This is a genomic window from Amycolatopsis stemonae, assembly GCF_054781455.1.
Map to the genome: position 1 here is coordinate 112,604 of NZ_BAAGUJ010000010.1, position 21,586 is coordinate 134,189.

Genomic DNA, 21,586 nt, shown 5'->3' on the forward strand with positions numbered 1-21,586 from the left:
CGGCGCACGGCGGCCTGGGCTCTCAAGAGCCGAAGCCACAGAAGTGACGGACCGGCATCGTGACGTACCCCTTGCGCGAAGTTCGGCCGACCAGGTAGCCCAGCGTAGCCGTTCCAACGACGCGCGTCGCCAGTCCGGGCGAATTGCGGGCAACGCCCCTGCCCAAAGACACGCGCAGGGTAGATCAGCGCAGCTCAGCGCCCCACGAGCGGATCATCGACCAAGACACCCGCAGCCGCGCCCGATCCGGCCTGAGCGCCCCGACTCGCGTGCAGAACCCACCACGGCGGCGGCGATGCGTTACTGGCCGCAGCGCGAACACCCGTCGCGGAGCAACCCACGCGCGGCGGTGCAACGGGCGGTCGGGCGAGCAGGGCCGCGCAGCAACACGGGCAACCACACACACCGCAACGCCAACTCCGCGCGGCGACACAGCACGGCGGTGCACGGGCGGTCGGGGCACCGCAGCGGCGCGACAACCGCACACCGCAGCACCCACCCCGCGTCGCGGCGTAGGGCAGCAGGGCGGTCAGCGCTGCAGCTCGGGGCAGCAGCGCAGGCAGCGGCGCGGTGCAACGCAGGGCAGCGCGAGCAACCGCACGTCGCGAAGCCAACTCCGCGCGGCGAAGCCTACTTCCGCAGCGCGCGGATGATCGCCACCAAGCCGACCACCGCGGCAATGCCGACCAGCACCGGCACCAGCCGCTTCACCACCGACTCTCCCGCGTAGTCCAGCAGGTCGATCGCCTCGGTCTCGGGGGCTGCCGGGACGCTTCGCAGCGCTGGGCGCTCCGCCGCCGGCTTCGGGTCCGTGTTGATCTCCGGTGTCGTCGGGGCCGGCTTCACCGCCGGCTCCGGCGTGGCCACCGGCTCGGGAGCGGGACCGGGCGCGGCCGCCGGCTCGGCCGCGGGGGCCAGTTTGCCCGACAAACACCCCGCGAACGTGTCCAGGATCTTGCCGCCCACCTCGGTGATCAAGCCGCGGCCGAACTGGGCCGGCTTGCCCGTGATCGACAGGTCCGTGGCCACCGCGCCGTGGGTTCCGCCGTCGGTTTCCGTCAAGGTCAGGGTCACCGTCGCTGCCGCTGTGCCCGCTCCGCGGGCGTCCTTGCCCGAGGCCTTGATCGTGACCTTGTGGCCGGCTTCGTCCTTCTCGAGGAACTCGCCGTTGCCCTTGTACAGCAGGGAAATCGGCCCGAGCTTGACCTTCACCGTGCCGCTGAAGCGGTCGCCTTCGACCTTGGTCAGCGTGGCTCCCGGCATGCACGGGGCGACGCGCTCGGGGTCGACGACCGCCTGCCAGACCTCGCCGATCGGAGCCGGGACGGTGAATTCGTGGTCGAGCCGCACGGGCCGACCTCCTTCCTGATGACGGACGGGTCCGGTCCCCACCCTAGCCGCCGCCGCGACGGCGGCCAGGGTGGCGAACCCGGAGCGTCAGGCCCCGGCCGCCGCCGCGATCGCGCGACCCGTCAGCACCTCGGCCAGGTGACGGCGGTATTCGACGTCGGCGTTGCTGTCGACCGGCGGGTTCGTACCTTCCGCGGCGTGGGACGCCGCCGCGCGGATCGCGTCGGCCGAGGCCTGGACGCCGACCAGCGCAGCTTCGACGCCCGAGGCGCGGATCGGTGTGGAGCCCATGTTGGTCAGCGCGACCCTGGCCTCCTCGATGACCCCCGCCTCGGTGCGGACGGTGACCGCGACCGCGACCATCGACCACGCCTGGGCGACCCGGTTGAACTTCTCGTAGTGCGCCCGCCACCCGGTGTGCTTGGGCACGCGGACCTCGACCAGCAACTCGTCCGGCGCGAGCGCCGTCGTGAACAGGTCCTGGAAGAACTCCGCGGCCGGCACCCTCCGGCGCCCCGAAGGGCCGGCCACCACCAGCGACGCGTCCAGCGCCAGCACCGGCGCGAGGAGGTCCCCGGCCGGGTCGGCGTGCGCGATCGCGCCGCCCAACGTCCCGCGGTGGCGGATCTGCGGGTCGGCCACCGTGTCCGTCGCCTCTTTGAGCAACGCCGCGTGCTCGGCCACCAACGCGTCCCGCTGGACGTCGTAGTGCGTGGTCATCGAGCCGATGACCAGCTCGTCGCCCTCCTCCCGCACGCCGCGAAGCTCCGCGACACGCCCGAGGTCGATCAGCGTCGTCGGCGCGGCGAGCCGCATCCGCAGCACCGGCAGCAGGCTCTGCCCGCCGGCCAGCACCTTGGCGTCCTCGCCCGCCGCCGCCAGGGCCTGCACCGCTTCGTCCACTGTGGACGGGCGGACGTAGTCGAAGGAAGCCGGGATCACTGCGCACCTCCGGAAGCGTCGATGGAGCCGAGCCCGCCGCCGGCTTCGGAGCGGCCTGGGCCGCCCGCGTCGGTCGTGCCGTGCTGGATGGCGTGCCACACCCGCATCGGCGTCAACGGCATCTCGATGTCGTTCACGCCGAAGTGCCGCACCGCGTCGATCACCGCGTTGACCACCGCCGGGGTGGAGGCGATGGTGCCCGCCTCGCCGACGCCCTTGGCGCCGAGCGGGTTGGACGTCGCCGGCGTCTCCGTGCGGTCGGTGGTGAACGACGGCAGGTCGGCCGCCGACGGCAGCAGGTAGTCGGCGAACGTGCCCGTGGTGAGCGTCCCGCTGTCGTCGTGCTCCGTGCCCTCGAACAGCGCCTGCGCGATGCCCTGCGCGAGCCCGCCGTGCACCTGGCCCTCGACGATCAGCGGGTTCACCGCGACGCCGACGTCGTCGACGCAGACGTACGAGCGCAGCTTGATCCGGCCCGTCTCGGTGTCCACCTCGGCGGCGCACAGGTGCGTGCCGTGCGGGAACGAGAAGTTCTCCGGGTCGAACGTCGCGTCCGAGTCGAGCGACGGCTCGATCCCGTCGGGCAGGTTGTGCGCCGCGAAGACCGCGAGCGCGACGTCGCCCAGGGTGGTGGACGTGTCGGTGCCCTTGACGGTGAACTTGCCGCCGGCGAACTCGAGGTCGTCCTCGGCGCATTCGAGCAGGTGCGCCGCGATCGGCTTCGCCTTGGCGACGACCTTCTCGGCGGCCTTGATGACGGCGATCCCGCCGACCACCAGCGACCGCGACCCGTAGGTGTCCATGCCCTTGTGCGACGACTGGGTGTCGCCGTGCAGGATCTCGACGTCCTCGAACGCGACGCCCAGCTGGTCGGCGACGATCTGGCTCCACGCCGTCTCGTGGCCCTGGCCGTGCGCGGACGCGCCGGTGGTGACCTCGACCTTGCCGGTGGGCAGCATCCGGATGGACGCGTACTCCCAGCCGCCGGCGCCGTAGTCCAGCGAGCCGAGCACCCGCGACGGCGCGAGCCCGCACATCTCGGTGAACGTCGAGATGCCGATGCCGAGCTGCACCTTGTCGCCCGACTCACGGCGCTTCGCCTGTTCGGCACGCAGGCCGTCGTAGTCGAAGAGCTGCTTGGCCTTCTCGGTGGCGGCTTCGTAGTTGCCGGAGTCGTAGGTCAGCCCGCACACCGTGGTGAACGGGAACTCCTCGTGCTTGATCCAGTTCTTCTCGCGCAGCTCCATCGGGTCCAGGTCGAGCTCGACGGCGAGCTCGTCCATGATCCGCTCGATCGCGAACGTCGCCTCCGGGCGGCCGGCGCCGCGGTAGGCGTCGGTCAGCGTCGTCGTCGTGTACACGTTGGTGCACGCGAAGTGGTACGCCGGGAACTTGTAGATCGCGTTGAACATGAACGCGCCGAGGATCGGCACACCGGGGCCGACGAGGCCGTTGTACGCGCCGAGGTTGGCGAGCAGCTCGACCTTGAGGCCGGTGACCTGGCCGTCGCGCGTCGCCGAGATGGTGATGTCCTGGATCTGGTCACGGCCGTGGTGGGCGGCGAGCATGGTCTCCGACCGCGTCTCGTTCCACTTGACCGGCTTGCCGAGCTTCTGCGCGACCAGCAGCGACATCATCTCTTCCGGCAGGACGCCGATCTTGCCGCCGAAGCCGCCGCCGACGTCCGGGGCGATCACGCGCAGCTTGTGCTCGGGGATGCCGAGCGTCAGCGCCGACATCACGCGCAGGATGTGCGGCACCTGGGTGGCCGACCACATGGTGATCTGGGTGCCGGTCGGGTCGACGACGCAGGCACGCGGCTCCATGAACGCCGGGACCAGGCGCTGCTGGCGGAAGCGGCGTTTGAGGACGACCTCGGACGAGCTGATCGCGTCCTCGACGTTGCCGCCGGTGCCCGCCTCCGCGGAGTCGAACTTCCAGACCGCGCTCGTGTTGGTGCCCAGGTCCTCGTGGACGAGCGGGGCGCCGTCGGCGATCGCGGCTTCCATGTCGAGGACGACGGGCAGTTCGTCGTACTCGACGTCGATCTCTTCGAGCGCGTCGTGTGCTTCGGCCGACGACCGCGCGACGACGACCGCGACGCCTTCACCGGCGAAGTTGACGGTGTCGGCGGCGAGCACCGGGCGGCGCGGCGCCTTCATGTCCGGCGTGATCGGCCACGCGCAGGGCATGCCGACCGCACCTTCCGGGTCAAGGTCCTTGCCCGTGTAGACGGCGATGACGCCGGGCGCGCTCTTGGCCGCCGACGTGTCGATCGAGACGATCTTGGCGTGCGCGAACGGGCTGCGCAGGACCGCCATGTGCAGCAGGCCCGGCAGCGTGAGGTTGTCGGTCCAGCGGGTGCGGCCGGTGATCAGCCGCTCGTCCTCCTTGCGGCGGCGGGACTTGCCGACCTCGGGTTCGATAGTGGCGGTCATCAGTCACCACCCACACCGACGTGCTTGTTCTCGGCGATGCGTTCGGCTTCGGGGCCGGCGCCGGGACTCATGTGCTGCGCGGCGTCCCGGACCGCGCGGACGATGTTCTGGTAGCCGGTGCACCGGCACAGGTTGCCTTCGAGACCTTCGCGGACGGCCTGCTCGTCGGGATCGGGGTTGTCGGCCAGCAGGTCGATCGACTGCATGATCATGCCGGGCGTGCAGAACCCGCACTGCAGCGCGTGGTTGTCGTTGAAGGCCTTCTGGACGGGGTGCAGCTCGCCGTCGCGGGCGAGGCCTTCGATGGTGGTGACCTCGCAGCCGTCGGCCTGCACGGCCAGGACGGAGCAGGACTTCACGCTGTGCCCGTCGAGGTGGACGGTGCAGGCGCCGCAGTTGCTGGTGTCGCAGCCGACGACGGTGCCGACCTTGCCGAGTTTTTCGCGCAGGTGGTGGACGAGCAGCGTGCGGGGCTCGACTTCGTCGGTGTACTTCGTCCCGTCGACAGTGACGGTGATGCGCATCAGGCCTCCAAAAGCCGGTTCGGGAGCGGCCTGCCCGACCGTGATCGGGCTCACAGACCTCCGAGCGTGCTACGCGACCTTCGCGCGGACAAGTCCTGATGTCACACGTTCAACTACCTGTTCCGCAGATGCGCGGCGATCCACAAAGGAAAGCCGCATCTGCGGAATTCCGGATGGGTGAACTTTTGTGGGGCACCCGAACCGCGCCGAGCGGACGCGATCCGCCGCCGACCACCGGGGGAAGCGGTCCCGCCGGACGGCTCAGCCGTGGATGCGCCCGGTCAGTTCGGCGAGCCGCTTGCCGCCCCCGCCCCACCGCAGCGCGATGATCTCCGCCGCGATCGAAACGGCCGTCTCCTCCGGCGTGCGGGCGCCCAGGTCGAGGCCGATCGGCGACGACAGCCGCTCCAGCTCCGCCTCGGTGATCCCGGCTTCGCGCAGGCGGGCGAAGCGGTCGTCGTGCGTCTTGCGGGAGCCCATCGCGCCGACGTAGCCGACCTCCAGGCGCAGCGCGACCTCCAGCAGCGGCACGTCGAACTTGGGGTCGTGGGTCAGCACCGCGATCGCCGTGCGCTGGTCGATCCGGCCCGCCTCGGCCTCCGCCTTCAGGTAGCGGTGCGGCCAGTCGACGACGACCTCGTGCGCGTCCGGGAACCGGCTGCTGGTCGCGAAAACGGGCCGCGCGTCGCACACCGTGACCTGGTAGCCGAGGTAGCCGCCCATGCGCGCCATCGCGGCCGCGAAGTCGATCGCGCCGAACACGAGCAGCCGGGGCGGCGGCTCGAAGGAGTTGACGAACACCGCCATCCCCTCGCCGCGGCGCTGCCCGTCCGGGCCGTAGTGCAGGGTGCCGGTGCGGCCGCTGGCCAGCAGGCCGCGCGCGTCGTCGGCCACCGCGTCGTCCATCCGCGACGACCCCAGCGAGCCGGCCGTGCGGTCCGGCCACACGATCATGTGCTCGCCGACCAGGCCTTCGCGCTCGTGCTCGATGACCGTGACGACCGCGACGGGCTCGCCACCGCGCACCGAAGCGACGACGTCGCCGAGCTCCGGCATGGACTCCCGGTCCACGTGCTCGACGTAGATGTCGATGATCCCGCCGCAGGTCAGGCCCACCGCGAACGCGTCGTCGTCGGTGACGCCGTAGCGCTGCAGCACCGGCTTGCGTTCGGCGACGACCTCCTGCGCGAGCTCGTAGACGGCGCCTTCGACGCAGCCGCCGGAGACGCTGCCGGCCACCGTGCCGTCCGGCGCGACGACCATCGCGGCACCGGGCGCGCGGGGCGCCGACGAGAAGGTGGCGACCACGGTGCCGAGTCCGACGGTTTCCCCGTCGGACCAGCGGCGGAACACGTCGTCGAGTACGTCACGCATCGGAAATCTCCCCGAGCAGTCGTTCCAAAGTGGCCAGGGTGTGCCCGGCCAGCAGCCGGTCGATGTGGGGCAGCGCGGCCACGATGCCCGACTGGACCGGAGCGTACCCCGCCCGGCCGGCGTGCGGATTCACCCAGAATACGGCGTGCGCGAGCCGGCGCAGGCGGGCGAGCTGCTCGCCGAGCAGGCTGGTGTCGCCGCGTTCCCACCCGTCGGAGAACACGGTGACCACCGCGCGGCGCGCGACACCGCGCTGGCCCCAGCGGTCGAGGAACGCCTGCAGCGTCTCGCCGAGCCGGGTGCCGCCGGCGAAGTCCGGCACCGCCGATCCGGCCGCGAGCATCGCTCGTTCCGGGTCGCGCTGGCGCAGCTGGCGCGAAACCCGCGTCAGCCTCGTGCCGAGGGTGAAGACCTCGACGGACTGCGGCGCGCACCGCGTCAGGACGTGGGCGAACCGCAGCAGCGAGTCGGCGTACGGGCTCATCGAGCCGGAGACGTCGATGAGCAGCACGACCCGGCGCGGCCTGCTGCCGCGCCGGACGTGCGCGAGCTTCAGGGGCTCACCGCCGCTGGCGAGCATCGCCCGCAGGGTCCGGGAGGGATCGAGCCGGCCGCGCCGCGACGGCGTCTTCCGGGCGGCGGGCCGGTTCGGCGGCGCCGGCCGGAGCGTGGCGAGGAGTTCGCGGAGGTGCTCGCGTTCGGCCGTCGTCAGTTCGGCAAGGTCTCGGTGGCGCAGCACCTCTTGGGCGCTCGCGGCGACTTTCAGCTGGTCGGGGCCGTCCCCACCGTCGGCGTCCCCGCCCTCGGCATCGACGAGCGGCGCGATCCGCGCCTGCTTCGGCGCGGCGGCCTTCGCGCGCTGCGGCTTGGTGGTTTCGATGGAAAACCACTGGCTGAAGGCCTCTTCGTAGCACGGGAGGTCGTCGGGGCTGGAGCACAGCGTCAGCCGTCCCGCCCAGTAGAGCTGGGTGGGTTCGGCGACGTCGATCTCGCCGACGGCGCTCAGGTAGGCCTGGACGCGGTGCGCGTCGCAGGCAACCCCGGCTTCGCGCAGCGCGGCGGCGAAGCCGGCATACCCGGCGACGGGGTCGGCGGCGGTGGTCATGACTCCATTGTGCGCTTTCTCGGCGTCCCGGCGAGGAGTCGAACCTCGGACCTCGGCGTTCGTAGCGCCGCGCTCTGTCCGGCTGAGCTACCGGGACGGGGGCGGCCTGCGCGAGCGTCCCTCCCCGGACGTGCCGCGCAGACCGCGCTCTTCGCCGCGGCCGACCCGAGGTAGCGAGGGGTGGGCGCGAAGAGCCTTCAGGAAGATTCAGCGAACGGCACGGGAGATCGCGCCGCATCGGTGCTTCCGGGTTTCGGTCACGATCTCCTCCTTTCGGGGTGTTGCCTGCTGTGCTGGGAAAAGGATGCCGGAGCGCCCGCACCGGGGTCAACGCAATTAACGACGGTCCACTGTGGACTCAGGCGAACAGGGCGTCGAGTTTCGCGCGGACCCGGTCGAGGTCCTCGCTGTACTTCAGGACGGCGCCGAGGGTGCGGGCCGCCGATGCCGCGTCGAGCTCGTCGCGGTGCAGGGCCAGCAGGGCACGGGCCCAGTCGAGCGATTCCGCCACACCCGGCGGCTTGAGCAGGTCCATCTCGCGGAGGCGGTGCACGGCTTCGGCGACCTGCCGGGCCAGCAGCTCACCGACGTCGGGAATCCGCCGGCGCAGGATGGTGACCTCGCGCGCCAGGTCGGGGTGTTCGAGCCAGTGGTAGAGGCAGCGGCGCTTGAGGGCGTCGTGCACTTCGCGGGTGCGGTTCGAGGTCAGCACCACGAGCGGCGGCTCTTCGGCACGCACTTCGCCGTACTCGGGGATGGTAACGGCGTGCTCGTCGAGCAGCTGCAGGAGGAAGGCTTCGAACTCGTCGTCGGCGCGGTCGATCTCGTCGACGAGCAGCACGCACGGCGCGGTGATGAGGGCTTGCAGGAGCGGCCGGGCGAGCAGGAAGCGTTCGGTGTAGAGCGACCGCTCGGCGGTCTCGACATCGACCCGCCCATCCCCGGCGGCTTCGAGCGCGCGCAGGTGCAGGAGCTGGCGCGGAAAGTCCCATTCGTACAGCGCCTGGGCGGCGTCGATGCCCTCGTGGCACTGGAGGCGCACGAGCGGCCGGCCGAGCGCGGTAGCGAGGGCCAGGGCGAGCGAGGTCTTGCCGGTGCCGGGTTCGCCTTCGCAGAACAGCGGACGCCCCATCCGCAGGGCGAGGAACCCGGCGGTCGCCAGCCCATCATCGGCAAGATAGCCGGTCGCATCCAGGGCGGCGGCAAGTTCTTCAGGCGAGTCGGTCACGGAGTCGATCGTAGGCGGCCGCGCGCCCGCGCGCGGCTCACCGGCGGGGCTGGAGCGAGTTGCGGGCAGGTCGGCCCTCCGGCGACCGCCCTGGTTCTCGACCGCGCAGGTTCTCGAACAGGCAGCTTCTGGGCCGGGCAGGTTCTCGGCCGCGGGTCAGTGCTGGGCTCAGCGGCCGGGGAGGTCGGCTCGGCGGTCGACGTCGCGGCCGCTGCCCAGGTCGGCGCACTCGATGAGGGTCAGGTCGGCTCGGGTGGCCAGCCAGTCTCGGGCTCCGCGGTCGCCTTGGGCGGTTTCGGCGATCTGCGGCCACCAGTGGCGGCCGAGGAGGACCGGGTGGCCGGGGACCCCGTCGTAAGCCGCGCGGGCGACGGTTTCCGTGGTCGCGTCGGCCGTGACCCGGGTCAGGATGTCGGTGCCGACCCAGGGCAGGTCGACCAGGTGAACCACCGCCGCGACGGGTTCGGGCTCTTCGGACAGTGCCGCCAAGCCCGCCTTGAGCGAAGCTCCCATGCCGGTTTCCCAGCCTTCGGCGAACACGCCCTGGCCAGGATCGGGCAGGAGCGCCCGGACCTCGTCGGCAGCCGCGCCGAGAACGACACGGATCGGCGCGCAACCGGCGGCATCGAGGGTGCGCAGGGCCCGGAGCACGAGCGGCTCGCCATCGAGTTCGGCGAGGGCCTTCGGACCACCGAAACGACGGCCGGCCCCGGCGGCGAGCAGCAGCCCGGCGACGGGTTCGGTGACCGAGGTCATGGGCGGGACGGAGGTGAACGCACGTGGGGGCCGGTCAGCCATGGGCTCGGCCCGGTGCGCCCACCGCCAGGTCGGCTTCGATCGCCCGGGCCGTTTCCAGCAGGGGTGGGACCAGGTCCTTCTCCACCGACTCCGCCGTCGTGCGGCTCGCGTGGGTGGACAGGTTCACCGCCGCCACCACCCGGCCTCTGCGGTCGCGGATGGGGGCCGCCACTGAGCGGAGGCCTTCCTCCAGCTCCTGGTCCACCATGGCCCAGCCCTGGCCGGCGACCGTCGCCAGTTCTGCGCGCAGGCGTTCCGGGGCCGTCACCGTGCGGTCGGTGAGGCGGTCGAGCTTCGCCACCAGGAAGTACGCCTCCAGCTCCGCCCTGCTCAGGCCCGACAGCAGGACGTGGCCCATCGACGTCGCGTGCGCCGGGAAGCGGGTGCCCACGTTGATGCTCACCGTCATGATGCGGGAGACCGCCACCCGCGCCACGTAGACGATGTCCGTTCCCTCCAGGACCGAGACCGAGCTCGACTCGTGCACCCGTGCCGACAGGTGTTCCAGGTGGGGCTGGGCCACCTCCGGCAGCGTCATGCTCGACAGGTACGCGTAACCCAGCTCCAGCACCCGGGCCGTGAGCGAGAAGTACTTGCCGTCCGTGCGGACGTAGCCCAGGTCGGTCAGGGTCAGCAGGAAGCGGCGGGCCGCCGCGCGGGTCAAGCCCGTCGCGCGGGCGACGTCGCTCAGGGTCAGCTCCGACGCGTCCGCGTGGAACGCCTTGATCACCGCCAGGCCGCGCTCCAGCGACTGGACGTGGTGGGCGCCGCGGTGCGCCGGCTCGCTGTCGAGCTCGGCTTCGATCCGCGGCCTCCCCGTGTCCATGCCCGGCAGCCTATCCGGCGTCGGACGGCAGGGCCGTCGGCTCGCCGAGCTCCGCCAGGGTGCGCTGCGCGATGGCGAACGCCGCGTTCGCCGCCGGTGCGCCCGCGTAGACCGCCGTGTGCAGCAGAACCTCGCCGATCTCCGCCGCCGTCAGGCCGTTGCGGACCGCCGCGCGGACGTGCATCGCCAGCTCGTTGTGCGCCTGCAGCGCGGTCAGCGCCGCCAATGTGACGCAGCTGCGGGTCCGGCGGTCCAGGACGTCACGCGACCACACCGAGCCCCACGCGCCCTCGGTGATGTAGTCCTGGAACGGGCGGCTGAAGTCCGTGGTGCCCGCGACCGCGCGGTCGACGTGCTCGTCGCCCAGCACTTCGCGCCGGACCTTCATGCCCTGCTCGTGGCGTTCGGTCGTCACTTCGCCTCCAGGTGCCCGAGGATCAGCCGGGTGAACTCCTCGGGCCGCTCGTAGCTGCCCAGGTGCGCGGCGTCCGCCACGACCTCCATCCGCGCGCCCGGGATGCCGGCCGCGATCAGGTCACCGTGCCCTTCCGGTGGGGTCGACGGGTCTTCGGCGCCCGCGATGACCAGGGTCGGCGCGGTGATCTTCGGCAGCACGTCCAGCAGGTCCATCCGCTCGATCGCGCCACAGCAGGCCGCGTAGCCCTCGGCCGGGACCCCGGCGATCATGGATCGCAGGTACGCGGCGCGGTCCGGGTGCTTCCCGGCGTACGCCGGGGTCAGCCACCGGGCGACGCCGGCCGCGGCCACGGCGGCGGTGCCCTCCTCGCGGACCGTCCGGGCCCGGTCCCGCCACATCTCCGGCGGCCCCAGCTTCGCCGACGTGCAGCAGAGCACCAGGCTCGCGATCCGCTCGGGCGCGTGGACGCCGAGCCACATGCCGGTCATCCCGCCGAGGGACAGGCCGACGAAGTGCGCCGTGCCGACCTCGAGGTCGTCCAGCAACGCGAGGAAGTCGGCGCCCAAGTCGTCGAGGTCGTACGGGCCCGGCGGCACCGGCGAGGCGCCGTGGCCACGCGTGTCGTAGCGGACCACGCGGTAGCCGCGCTCCAGCAGCGGCACGACCTGGGGTTCCCACATCCGGAGGTCGCTGCCGAGCGACCCGCCGAACACCACCACCGGCCCGTCTTCGGGCCCTTCGACGACCCGGTGCAGCCGCACGGCTCCCACGACGTCACCTCCGTTCACGTTCGTCATACCCGGAAGAACACCGTCTCGCCTTCGCCCTGGAGGCGCACGTCGAAGCGGTAGCCGTCCTCGGTTTTCGACGCGATCAGGGTGCTTCGCCGGTCCTCCGGGACGGTGGCCAGCACCGGGTCTTCCGAGTTGTCCTGGTCTTCGAAGTAGATCCGCGTGACGCACCGGTTGAGCAGGCCGCGCGCGAACACCGAGACGTCGATGTGGGGGGCCTGCGTGGTACCGCCTTCGCCGGGCAGGACACCTGGCAGCAGGGTGAGGATCCCGTAGGTGCCCTCGGGAGTGGTCGGGCAGCGGCCGAAGCCGCGGAAGTCGCCGGACGCCTCGCCGCGCGGGTCGTCCGGGTGGCGGAAGCCGCCGTCGGAGTCGGCTTGCCACGTCTCGATCATCGCGTCCGGGATCGGGTCGCCGTTGCCGTCACGGACCGTGCCGCGGATCCAGAACGCGCCGGGCGTGCCCTCGGGCACGACGTACGGGCCGTCGGGCCAGGGCAGCCCGATCGACAGGTACGGGCCGACGGTCTGCGAAGGGGTCGGGAGCAGCTTGGTCATTCGTCTTCGTCCTCTTCCTCTTCGAACACCGACGCCTCGGGCCCGCGCAGCACGATGTCGAACTGGAACCCGAGGGCCCACTCGGCCTGCGTGATCTCGTGGTCGTAGCGCGAAACCATGCGCTGACGGGCCTTTTCGTCGGGGATCGAGTTGAAGATGGGGTCCTGGTAGAAGAGCGGGTCGTCCGGGAAGTACATCTGGGTGACCAGCCGCTGCGTGAACGCCGAGCCGAACACCGAGAAGTGGATGTGCGCCGGGCGCCAGGCGTTGTCGTGGTTCTTCCACGGGTACGCGCCGGGCTTGATGGTGGTGAACGTGTAGCGGCCGTCGCTGTCGGTCAGGGTGCGCCCGAGGCCGTCGAAGTTCGGGTCGAGCGGGGACGGCCAGCGGTCGCCGGTGTGCCGGTAGCGGCCGCCCGCGTTCGCCTGCCAGATCTCGACGAGCGAGTCGCGCACCGGGCGGCCGTCGCCGTCGAGCAGCCGGCCGGTGACGATGATCCGCTGGCCCTGCGGCTCCCCCGCGTGCTGGCGGGTGAGGTCGTTGTCGTGCTCGCCGAGCCGGCCGGGGCCGAGCAGCGGGCCGGTGACCTCGGTCAGCATCTGCGGCAGCAGGACGAGCTCCTGCTTCGGGTGCCGCAGCGCCGTCGAGCGGTAGCCGGGGTAGCCGAGCGGGGGATGCGTGCCTTCGGGGTCTTCCCCGTAGCGCGGCAGCTTGAGTTCGGTCGGAGTGGCCACGTTGTTCTCTCCCTTACCGGCCTTCGAGGACGACGGCCAGGCCCTGGCCGACGCCGATGCAGATGGCGGCCAGGCCCCAGCCCCCGCCGCGGCGGTGCAGGTCGTGTGCCAGGGTGCCGAGGATCCGGCCGCCGGACGCGCCGAGCGGGTGGCCGATGGCGATCGCGCCGCCGTGGGTGTTCACGATCTCCGGGTCGAGCTTCTTCCAGTCGCGCAGGCAGGCGATCGACTGCGCCGCGAACGCCTCGTTCAGCTCGACGGCGGCCAGGTCGTCCCAGCCGATGCCGGCGCGCTCGAGGGCGATCTCCGCCGCGCGCACCGGGCCGATGCCGAACACGTCCGGGTCGACGCCCGCCGCGCCGCGACCGGCGATGCGGGCCAGCGGAGTCGCGTTCAGCCGGTTCGCGCTCGCTTCGTCGCCGAGCAGCAGCGCCGACGCGCCGTCGTTCAGCGGCGAGGCGTTGCCCGCGGTGACGGTGCCGTTCTCCTTGCGGAAGGCCGGCTTCAGCTTGGCGAGCTTCTCGGGGCTGGAGTCCGGGCGGATGCCCTCGTCGCGGGCGAGGTCGACGCCTTCGACCGGGACGACCAGGTCGTCGTAGAAGCCCTCGTCCCACGCCTTGGCGGCGTTGACGTGACTGCGGGCGGCGAAAGCGTCCTGCTCGTCGCGGCCGATGCCGTAGCGCTCGGCGAGCTTCTCGGTGGACTCCCCCAGCGAGATCGTCCACTGGGACGGCATTGCCGGGTTGACCATGCGCCAGCCGAGCGCGGTGTTGTAGAGCGTCTGGTTCCCGGCCGGGAAAGCCTTCTCCGGCTTGGGCATGACCAACGGCGACCGGGTCATCGACTCGACGCCGCCGGCGACCACCAGCGACGCGTCGCCGACCTGGATCGCGCGGCTGGCCTGCATCACCGCGTCGAGACCGGAACCGCAGAGCCGGTTCACGGTGGTGCCCGGGACGCTCGTGGGCCAGCCCGCGAGCAGCGCCGCCATGCGGGCGACGTTGCGGTTGTCCTCCCCCGCGCCGTTCGCGTCGCCGAGGGCGACCTCGTCCACTGTGGACGGGTCGAGGTCGTTGCGGGACTGCAGGGCGCGCAGCACCCCGGCCGCCAGGTCGTCCGGGCGGACGCCGGCCAGCGCGCCGCCGTAGCGGCCGAACGGGGTGCGGATCGCGTCGAGGACGTAGACGTCGGTCATTCGCTTGCCTTCTCCAGGTCTCGGAGCACCTTGAGCTCCTGCTCGGTCGGGGCGGGGGTGACCTTCAGGTCGTCGGCGACCTTCAGTTTCCACCCCGTCGCCGCCACCGCGCGATCCAGCTCCACACCCGGATGGAGCTCGGTCAGCGTCAGCTCCGCCGTCTCGGGGTCCGGCCGCATCAGGCCGAGGTCGGTGACGACCAGCGTCGGGCCCTTGCCGGGGAGGCCGAGCTTCTCGCGGTCGCCCTTGCCCGAGCCGTGGCCGAACGACGTCACGAAGTCGACCTTGTCGACGAACGCCCGGGGGCTCTGGCGCAGCACGATGAACACCTCGCCGCACGACGCCGCGATCTCCGGGGCACCGCCCGCGCCCGGGAGGCGGACCTTCGGGTCGTGGTAGTCCGAGCCGATCACCGTTGTGTTGATGTTGCCGAACTTGTCCAGCTGGGCGGCGCCGAGGAAGCCGACGTCGATGCGGCCCGGCTGGAGCCAGTAGTTGAATACCTCAGGCACGCTCACCACCGCGTCGGAGGTGTCGGCCAGCTCGCCGTCGCCGATCGAGAGCGGGAGCCGGGACGGCTTCGCGCCCAGGCAGCCCGATTCGTAGATCAGCGTCAGGTCCGGGGCGTGCGTGCGACGGGCGAGGTTGGCCGCCTTGCTGGGCAGGCCGATGCCGACGAAGCACGACATGCCGTCACCGAGGGCGCGGGCCGCCGCGATGCTCATCATCTCGTCGGCGGTGTAGCCGGCGCTCATGCCGAAACCCCCGTCAGCTCGTTCAGCCACTTCGTGAACTCCTCGCGGTCGCGGCCGATCTCGTCCCACGCCTGGTACGCCGAGTTGTCCCGCTCGTAGTACCCGGCCGCGTACGACGGCTTCGCACCGCCCGGGACCTCGGCCACTGCGGTGACCACCCAGGCCGGGAGGACGATCGCCCCCGGACGGGGTTCCAGCTCGTCGACGATCTCCTCGACCGTCACGATCGAGCGCTTCGCCGCCAGGACGGCTTCCTTCTGGACGCCGGTGATGCCCCAGATCTGGACGTTGCCCTCGCGGTCGGCGCGCTGCGCGTGGACGATCGTGACGTCCGGGTTCAGTGCCGGCACCGCCGTCAGCCGCTCGCCGGTGAACGGGCACGTGATCGGCTTGATCGTGTCGGTCTGCCCCGGCAGGTCGGTGCCCGTGTAGCCGCGCAGCACCGCGAACGGCAGGCCGGACGCGCCGGCCACGTACCGGTTCGCCATGCCCGCGTGGCTGTGTTCCTCGATCTCCAGCGGCACCGGCCAGTCGTGCTGGACCGCGTCACGGAAGCGGTGCAGCGAGCCAACTCCGGGGTTGCCGCCCCACGAAAAGATCAGCTTGCTCGCGCAGCCCGCGCCGATGAGCTGGTCGTACACGATGTCCGGGGTCATCCGCACCAGCGTCAGGCCACGCTTGCGCTGCCGGATGATCTCCTGCCCGGCCGCGACCGGGATGAGGTGCGTGAAGCCTTCGAGCGCGACGGTGTCGCCGTCGTGCACCAGCCGGCCCACGGCCTCCTCGAGCGACAGCAACTCCGCCATCACGTCTCCAAACTGTTCGCATCACGCACACTCGTTCTGCCACCGAACATAGCACGACGACCGGCGCGCCGACCAGACGTCTTCCACCCAATGGATGACGCACGCACGACGAAGGGGACTTTTCCCGCCGTTCGCACGGGAAAAGTCCCCTTCGAGGCCGAGAATCAGCCGATCCGGACCAGCCGGGAGCCGTGTGGCGGGACGGCGGTCGCGGTCCACGAGCCCCGGGCCCGCCCGAGGTCCTTGCGCGCGACGAGGTCACGCACGGGACGGGCCCCGGGAACACCCAGGTCCACCGTGATGTCCGCGGGCGTCGAACCCAGGTTGTAGACGGCCGCGTACCAGCTGCCGTCGGGTGCGCGCTTCTTCCACACCTGGTGGTCGCCGCCGGTCACCCGCGTCGGGTACGAGCCGGCCTGGTCGACCCGGATGACCTCGGGATTCGTCAGGATCGACACGGCGGACGCGTCCAGGAAATAGATGTCTCCCCCGACGTACAGCGGCGAAGACGCCATCGACCAGAACGTCATCACGCTCTGCCGCTCGACGTCGGAGATGCCGTCCTGGATGCCGGAGCCCGTGTTGTTGCTGATCGGCATCGAGTCCAGGTCGGGCCGGTACTGCGGGCCGAACACGCCGAGCCAGCCGGGCAGGTCCGCCCACCGCGCCTTCACCGAACTGTCCCAGGTGGACACGGTGTCGCAGTAGCACTCGACGTCGGTGTTCACCCGCACGCCGTTCGCGTAGGGAGCGAGCGAAGGCCCGGCCGCACGCGGGACCGGCCACGCGCTGGCCGTCAGCCACATCGGCCGTCCCGAGTGGTCGATCGCCCGGGACCAAGCGGCGATGTCGGCGACGTTGTCCTCGGTGGTCCCGTCGACCTTGACGAAGTCGACGCCCCACGACGCGAAGCGCGCCACGATCGAGTCGTAGTACTTCTGCGCGCACGGCTTCGAGAAGTCGACCTTCCAGTTGCCGCCCCACATGTTCGACGGCGTCAACGGCTGGTACGCGATGTCCTGCGCGTGGCACGTCGTCCCCTGGATGGGCGCGTTCTTGGCGTAGACCTCCTTCTCCAGGCCGGTCACGGAGTACAGACCCAGCTTCAGCCCGAGCGAGTGCACGTAGGACGCCAGCGCCGGGATCCCGGACGGAAACCGGCCTGGATCAGGCGTCGGAATGCCGTTGACGTCGGTGTGGAAGACCCACGACAGGTCGGCGTTCCAGCCCGAGTCGATGTTGACGTAGGTGTAGCCCGCGGACTTGAGCTTCGACGCCAGCGCGCCGGCCGCGTCGCGGACGTGTGACTCGTTCAGCCACGAAGTGCCGTAACCCGCGCGGGTCGACGACTCGAGACTCCAGCTGCTCCAGCCCATGAACGGCTTGACGAACGGCGTCCGCGCGCCGGCCACGGGCACCAGGAAGGACAGGAAACCGAGCACCGCGAGGAAGACGGAAAAGAAGCGCTTCAAAGGAACACTCCTCCGGTAAGGGGACCTACTCCTTGAGCCCGCTCGCCGCGATGCCGCGGACGATGAACCGCTGGGCGACCAGGAACATCGCGACCAGCGGCGCGATGGTGACGAGGGCGCCGGCGAACAGCGCCGGCAGGTTGACCGACTGCGCGGTCAGGAACGTCGACAACGCGATCTGCGCGGTCCACGACGACGGGTCCTGCCCGATCACCAGCGGCCACAGGAACGCGTTCCAGCTTTCGATGAACATCAGCGCGCCGAGCGACGCGAGCATGCTCCCCGAATTCGGCAGCACGAGACGCCGGTAGACGCCCAGGTAGCCGAGCCCGTCGAGGCGCCCGGCCTCCTCGATCTCGGCCGGGAACCGCAGGTAGAAGTTGCGGAAGAGGATCACGGTGAACGCGCTGAACAGGTTCGGCGCGATGATCCCCCACTCCGTGTTGACCCCGCCCATCGAACCCACGACGACGAACGTCGGCACGAACGTCACCGACTGCGGGATCATCAGCGTGACCAGCACGTACGTGAACACCGCACGCCGTCCCGGCACGGGGATCCGGGCGAGGGCGTACCCGGCCATGGAGCCGAACAGCGTGCCGACCGGAGCTGTCACGACCGCGACCAGGAACGAGTTCCAGAGTGAATGCGCCATCGGGACCGAGGCGTCGGCGAACAGGGCGCCGAAGTTGACCCACGACAGCGGGTCCGGCAGCCACGACCAGTCCGGCGAGCTGACCTGCTGCCGCGTCATCAGCGCGTTGCGCAGCATGATGTAGAACGGCAGCAGGAAGATCACCGAAAGCACCATGGCGAGGACGTACTTCGGCGCCTTGCGGGGCGCGGTCAGAACGGCCATCAGTCCTTCTTCCCGAAGCCGACGAACCGGCCCTGCAGCAGCGTGATCACGACGATGATCACGGTGAGCAGGAATGCGCCCGCCGAGCCGACGCCGTAGTTCTGGTCGCCGAGCGCGGAGTCGTAGAGATAGACCAGCGGCGGCTTCACCGGTGCGGTCGCCGTGCCGGAAAGCCCGGTGCCGAAGAGGTTGTAGAACTCGTCGAACGCCTGGAACGCGGCGATGAGGATGAGCAGCAGCACCGCGACCGACGTGTTCCGCAGTTGCGGCAGGGTGATGTAGCGGAAGGCCTGCCACTTCGTCGTGCCGTCCAGCTCGCCGGCTTCGTAGAGGGATGGCGAGATCGCCTGCAGCCCGGCCAGGAACAGGATCATGTACAGCCCGACCTGCAGCCACAGCCGCAGTGTCACGACCGCGACCCAGTACACCGGCGGGCTCGTCTCCGACAACCACGGCACCGGATCGGCCCCGAACAGCCCGCCGACGACGTTCGCGACGCCGGACGGGAGGCCGTTGAACAGGGCCATCTTCCACACGAGCGCCGCGACGACGTACGACACCGCGGCCGGGATGAGGAACACTGTCCGGAAGAACGCCTTGCCGCGCTTGATGCTGTTGATCAGCACCGCGAGCCCGAGCGACGCGACGAACGTGATCGGCACGATGAACACCGTGAAGATCGCGATCGTCGACAGCGACGTCAGAAAGGCGTCGTCGCCCAGCAGGAACGCGTAGTTGTCGAAGCCGATCCAGTGGCCGATGGTGATCGTGCCGCGCGCGTCGTTGAAGCTGAGCAGGAAGCTCCACGCGATCGCGACGTACTTGAACAGCCCCAGCCCGACCACCACCGGCCCGGTGAGCACGGCGAACGCGCCGATCGCCCGCCAGTCACGGCGCTTGCGGCGTTTCTTCGCCGGCGCCGAGACGGTCGGTGCCTCCAGCAAGGCCGTCATGCCAGCTGCTTGTCGACTTCGGCCTGTGCCTTCTTCGCCGCGTCGCCCAGCTCGGCGGCCGGATCGGCCTGCCCGTTCGCGATCTTCGTCGCGGCCTGCAGGAACAGCGTCGCCGACGCCTTGTTCCACAGCCCCGAGTAGGACTTGCCGTTCTGCTGCGAGATCGTCACGGCGTCCTTCGCCGGGCCGCTGGAGAACTCGGTCGTCTGCGCGGCGACCGGCTTGCGGGCCGGGATGTGGAAGCCGTACTTGACGCACCAGTCCTTCTGCAGGCCGGCGTTCTTGACCCACAGCCAGTCGATGAACTTCTTGACGGCGTCGAGGTTCCGACTCTTCGCGTTGGCCAGCTGGTACCAGCCGCCGACGCGCGCGACCTGCTTGCCGGCGTCGCCGAACTTCGGCCACGCGACGACACCGAAGTCGTCACCCAGGGCCTTCTTGATGTCCGGCAGCGACCACAGGCCGCCCCACTGCATCGCGGTGGCGCCGTTGGCGAACGCGCCCGGGTCGGACCAGTCCGTCGGGTAGCCCTGGAGCAGGCCGCCGGTGTCGTGCAGCTGCTTGAGGCCGCCGATCGCGGCGATCGCCTCGGGCGAGGCGAACGCGACCTTCTTGCCGCTCGAGTCGAAGAAGTCGCCGCCGGACGACCAGAGCAGGAGCGTCGCGGCCTCGCCGACGCCGTCCGTGCCGACGTACAGGCCCTTCTGCTTGCCGTTGCTGAGCTTCCGCGTCGCCTCGAGGAGCTCGGCGAACGTCTGTGGCGGCTGAACGCCCGCGGCCTGCAGCGCGCTCTTGCGGTAGTACAGCATCATGACGTCGTCGATCATCTTGACGCCGTAGATCCTGCCGTCGACGGTCACCGTGTCCAGGGCGGCGGCGCTGAAGTCGGCCTTGACCGGGTCCACGATGTCGTCGAGCGGCGCGAGCAGGCCGTTCTTGACGTTCTGGTAGCGGAAGTCGCCCAGCTCGAACAGGTCCGGCGCCTGCGCGGTGAGCATCGCGGAGTTGAGCTTGGTCTCGTAGTCGCCGGCGATCCAGCTGACGTTGATCGCGATGTCCGGGTTGGCCTTGGTGAACTCCTGGGCGTAGCGCTGGACCGCTTGCTGCGTCCCGGATTCGCCGTACGCGTGGTACCACTGCTGCAACGTGACCTTCGCGCCCGAAGACGCGCCCGCGTTCTTGTTCAGCGGGTCGCTCGTGCAGCCCGCGAGTGCGGCGCCACCGGCGAAGAGGACGGAACCGACCAGGAAGCTTCGGCGATTCAGCTTGGATGTCACAGGGCTCACTCCTTAAACGCTCTCGGCGACGAAAAGACTTTGGATGGCGACGGCGGCCGCGCCCCGCGCCCACTCTTCGAACGGCAGCGGCCGGATCACCAGGCCACAGCGGGCGGCGCTGCCGAACGCCTGGACCGCGAAGGTCCGGCGGATCTGGTCCTCGAACAGGTCGTAGGTGGCGACGCCCTCACCCGAGACGACCACCCGCTCCGGGCCGAACAGGTTGACCAGCGCGGCCAGGCCGAGCCCGATCGCGTGCCCGGCCCCCGCGAACACCTCGCGCAGCGAGTCGTCGCCACCACGGGCGCGCGTCACGGCGTCTCCCATGGTCAGCGCGGGTTCGCCGGCGACTTCCCGGGCGCGCGTCAGGATCGCTTCGGTGGACGCGATCGCTTCGACGCAGCCCTGGCCACCGCAGTGGCAGGACGGGCCGCCGTCGGCGACCGGGACGTGCCCGATCTCGCCCGCGACGCCGTGCGCGCCGCGGACCAGGTCGCCGTTGACGACGAGCGCGCTGCCGATGCCCGTCCCCACCGTGACCAGCGCGAACGAGGACGCGCCGACGCCTTCGCCGAACCACTGCTCGGCGACGGCGAGGGCTTTGACGTCGTTCTCCAGCGTCGCCGTGAGCCCGGTGGCCTCTTCCAGGAGGGCCGCCAGGGGCACGTCCCGCCAGCCGAGGAACGGCGAGTACCGGACGACGCCCGAAGCGCGGTCGACGTCACCGGACACCGCGACGCCCAGGCAGTAGGCGCGTTCGCGGAGGTCGCCGGTCAGCAGTTCGCCGACGAGGTCGGCCAGCGCGCCGACGACGTGCTCGACGTCGTGGCTCTTCAGCGCGTGGTGGGCGCTGGCGCGGACGTCGGCGCGCAGGTCCGTGACCACGCCGATGAGGTCGTCACCGGTGATCTTGACGCCCACGAAGTACTCGCGGTCCGGGCGGATCGCGAGGGGGTTCGCGGGGCGGCCGGCGCCGGGGCCGGTACGGCCTTCGGAAGCGAGTTCTTCGAGGTAACCGGCTTCGATGAACGGCCGGGCCGCCTTGGTGACCGCGGCCGACGACAGACCGGTGCGCCGGGCGACGTCGACGCGCGAGACCGGCCCCTCGGTCAGGACCGTGGTGAACACGGTCGCCGCCGCGGGACTGGTGATCGGCGCCCTTGCCGGTGCACTGCGAGGCATGG

At 70.9% G+C, this 21,586-nt stretch carries 21 protein-coding genes and 1 tRNA gene; all 22 read right to left on the bottom strand.

What is annotated here, in order from left to right; translation table 11 throughout:
* Positions 1-630: 630 nt before the first annotated feature.
* The 22 genes from ACYVLJ_RS32340 to ACYVLJ_RS32445 all read right to left on the bottom strand — a co-directional run bounded on the left by ACYVLJ_RS32340 (position 631) and on the right by ACYVLJ_RS32445 (position 21,584).
* Complete coding sequence (locus tag ACYVLJ_RS32340) at positions 631-1,350, bottom strand: SRPBCC family protein (protein WP_460441518.1); 720 nt, start codon at positions 1,348-1,350, stop codon at positions 631-633.
* A gap of 87 nt (positions 1,351-1,437) precedes the next feature.
* Complete coding sequence (locus tag ACYVLJ_RS32345) at positions 1,438-2,292, bottom strand: FAD binding domain-containing protein (protein WP_460441519.1); 855 nt, start codon at positions 2,290-2,292, stop codon at positions 1,438-1,440.
* Entirely contained in the window at positions 2,289-4,730 is a 2,442-nt protein-coding gene (locus tag ACYVLJ_RS32350) for a xanthine dehydrogenase family protein molybdopterin-binding subunit (RefSeq protein WP_460441520.1), read from the bottom strand. The genes ACYVLJ_RS32345 and ACYVLJ_RS32350 overlap by 4 nt, the downstream gene beginning before the upstream one ends.
* Positions 4,730-5,254: a (2Fe-2S)-binding protein gene (locus ACYVLJ_RS32355; protein ID WP_451974800.1), complete on the bottom strand. Its 525-nt coding sequence runs from the start codon at positions 5,252-5,254 to the stop codon at positions 4,730-4,732. Before ACYVLJ_RS32355 ends, ACYVLJ_RS32350 begins: the two co-directional genes overlap by 1 nt.
* 261 nt (positions 5,255-5,515) lie before the next feature.
* On the bottom strand, positions 5,516-6,628 hold the full coding sequence (locus ACYVLJ_RS32360; RefSeq protein WP_460441521.1) for an XdhC family protein: 1,113 nt from the start codon (positions 6,626-6,628) through the stop codon (positions 5,516-5,518).
* The gene (locus tag ACYVLJ_RS32365; RefSeq protein WP_451974804.1) at positions 6,621-7,733 is read right to left on the bottom strand and encodes a vWA domain-containing protein; all 1,113 of its coding nucleotides are present in this window, start codon (positions 7,731-7,733) and stop codon (positions 6,621-6,623) included. The genes ACYVLJ_RS32360 and ACYVLJ_RS32365 overlap by 8 nt, the downstream gene beginning before the upstream one ends.
* Before the next feature lie 23 nt (positions 7,734-7,756).
* Positions 7,757-7,830: transfer RNA gene (locus ACYVLJ_RS32370), tRNA-Arg, on the bottom strand.
* Positions 7,831-8,091: 261 nt separating this feature from the next.
* The gene (locus tag ACYVLJ_RS32375; protein ID WP_460441522.1) at positions 8,092-8,961 is read right to left on the bottom strand and encodes an AAA family ATPase; all 870 of its coding nucleotides are present in this window, start codon (positions 8,959-8,961) and stop codon (positions 8,092-8,094) included.
* A gap of 168 nt (positions 8,962-9,129) precedes the next feature.
* Complete coding sequence (locus ACYVLJ_RS32380) at positions 9,130-9,717, bottom strand: nucleotidyltransferase family protein (RefSeq protein ID WP_460441523.1); 588 nt, start codon at positions 9,715-9,717, stop codon at positions 9,130-9,132.
* 34 nt (positions 9,718-9,751) lie between these two features.
* Entirely contained in the window at positions 9,752-10,585 is an 834-nt protein-coding gene (locus tag ACYVLJ_RS32385; protein ID WP_460441524.1) for an IclR family transcriptional regulator, read from the bottom strand.
* 10 nt (positions 10,586-10,595) lie between these two features.
* Entirely contained in the window at positions 10,596-11,000 is a 405-nt protein-coding gene (gene pcaC, locus ACYVLJ_RS32390) for a 4-carboxymuconolactone decarboxylase (RefSeq protein ID WP_451974811.1), read from the bottom strand.
* Positions 10,997-11,800, bottom strand: coding sequence for a 3-oxoadipate enol-lactonase (gene pcaD / locus ACYVLJ_RS32395; protein ID WP_460441525.1), 804 nt, complete (start codon positions 11,798-11,800; stop codon positions 10,997-10,999). Before pcaD ends, pcaC begins: the two co-directional genes overlap by 4 nt.
* Positions 11,797-12,351 (bottom strand): protocatechuate 3,4-dioxygenase subunit alpha, encoded by a 555-nt coding sequence (gene pcaG / locus ACYVLJ_RS32400; RefSeq protein WP_451974815.1) that lies wholly within the window; start codon positions 12,349-12,351, stop codon positions 11,797-11,799. The genes pcaD and pcaG overlap by 4 nt, the downstream gene beginning before the upstream one ends.
* Complete coding sequence (gene pcaH, locus ACYVLJ_RS32405) at positions 12,348-13,085, bottom strand: peptidase associated/transthyretin-like domain-containing protein (protein WP_460441526.1); 738 nt, start codon at positions 13,083-13,085, stop codon at positions 12,348-12,350. Before pcaH ends, pcaG begins: the two co-directional genes overlap by 4 nt.
* 13 nt (positions 13,086-13,098) lie before the next feature.
* Positions 13,099-14,280 carry a thiolase family protein gene (locus ACYVLJ_RS32410; protein WP_460441527.1) on the bottom strand — a complete coding sequence of 394 codons (1,182 nt, stop codon included), beginning with the start codon at positions 14,278-14,280 and terminating at the stop codon, positions 13,099-13,101.
* A complete protein-coding gene (locus tag ACYVLJ_RS32415; protein ID WP_451975193.1) occupies positions 14,277-15,035 on the bottom strand; it encodes a CoA-transferase subunit beta in 759 nt (252 codons plus the stop codon). The genes ACYVLJ_RS32410 and ACYVLJ_RS32415 overlap by 4 nt, the downstream gene beginning before the upstream one ends.
* Positions 15,032-15,841: a CoA transferase subunit A gene (locus ACYVLJ_RS32420; RefSeq protein WP_451974821.1), complete on the bottom strand. Its 810-nt coding sequence runs from the start codon at positions 15,839-15,841 to the stop codon at positions 15,032-15,034. The genes ACYVLJ_RS32415 and ACYVLJ_RS32420 overlap by 4 nt, the downstream gene beginning before the upstream one ends.
* A 164-nt stretch (positions 15,842-16,005) precedes the next feature.
* On the bottom strand, positions 16,006-17,313 hold the full coding sequence (locus tag ACYVLJ_RS32425) for a glycoside hydrolase family 27 protein (RefSeq protein ID WP_460441528.1): 1,308 nt from the start codon (positions 17,311-17,313) through the stop codon (positions 16,006-16,008).
* Positions 17,314-17,338: 25 nt separating this feature from the next.
* On the bottom strand, positions 17,339-18,172 hold the full coding sequence (locus ACYVLJ_RS32430; RefSeq protein ID WP_460441529.1) for a carbohydrate ABC transporter permease: 834 nt from the start codon (positions 18,170-18,172) through the stop codon (positions 17,339-17,341).
* Complete coding sequence (locus ACYVLJ_RS32435; protein ID WP_460441530.1) at positions 18,172-19,125, bottom strand: carbohydrate ABC transporter permease; 954 nt, start codon at positions 19,123-19,125, stop codon at positions 18,172-18,174. The genes ACYVLJ_RS32430 and ACYVLJ_RS32435 overlap by 1 nt, the downstream gene beginning before the upstream one ends.
* Positions 19,122-20,402: an ABC transporter substrate-binding protein gene (locus ACYVLJ_RS32440; protein WP_460441531.1), complete on the bottom strand. Its 1,281-nt coding sequence runs from the start codon at positions 20,400-20,402 to the stop codon at positions 19,122-19,124. Before ACYVLJ_RS32440 ends, ACYVLJ_RS32435 begins: the two co-directional genes overlap by 4 nt.
* 12 nt (positions 20,403-20,414) lie before the next feature.
* On the bottom strand, positions 20,415-21,584 hold the full coding sequence (locus ACYVLJ_RS32445) for an ROK family protein (RefSeq protein ID WP_460441532.1): 1,170 nt from the start codon (positions 21,582-21,584) through the stop codon (positions 20,415-20,417).
* Positions 21,585-21,586: the final 2 nt, after the last annotated feature.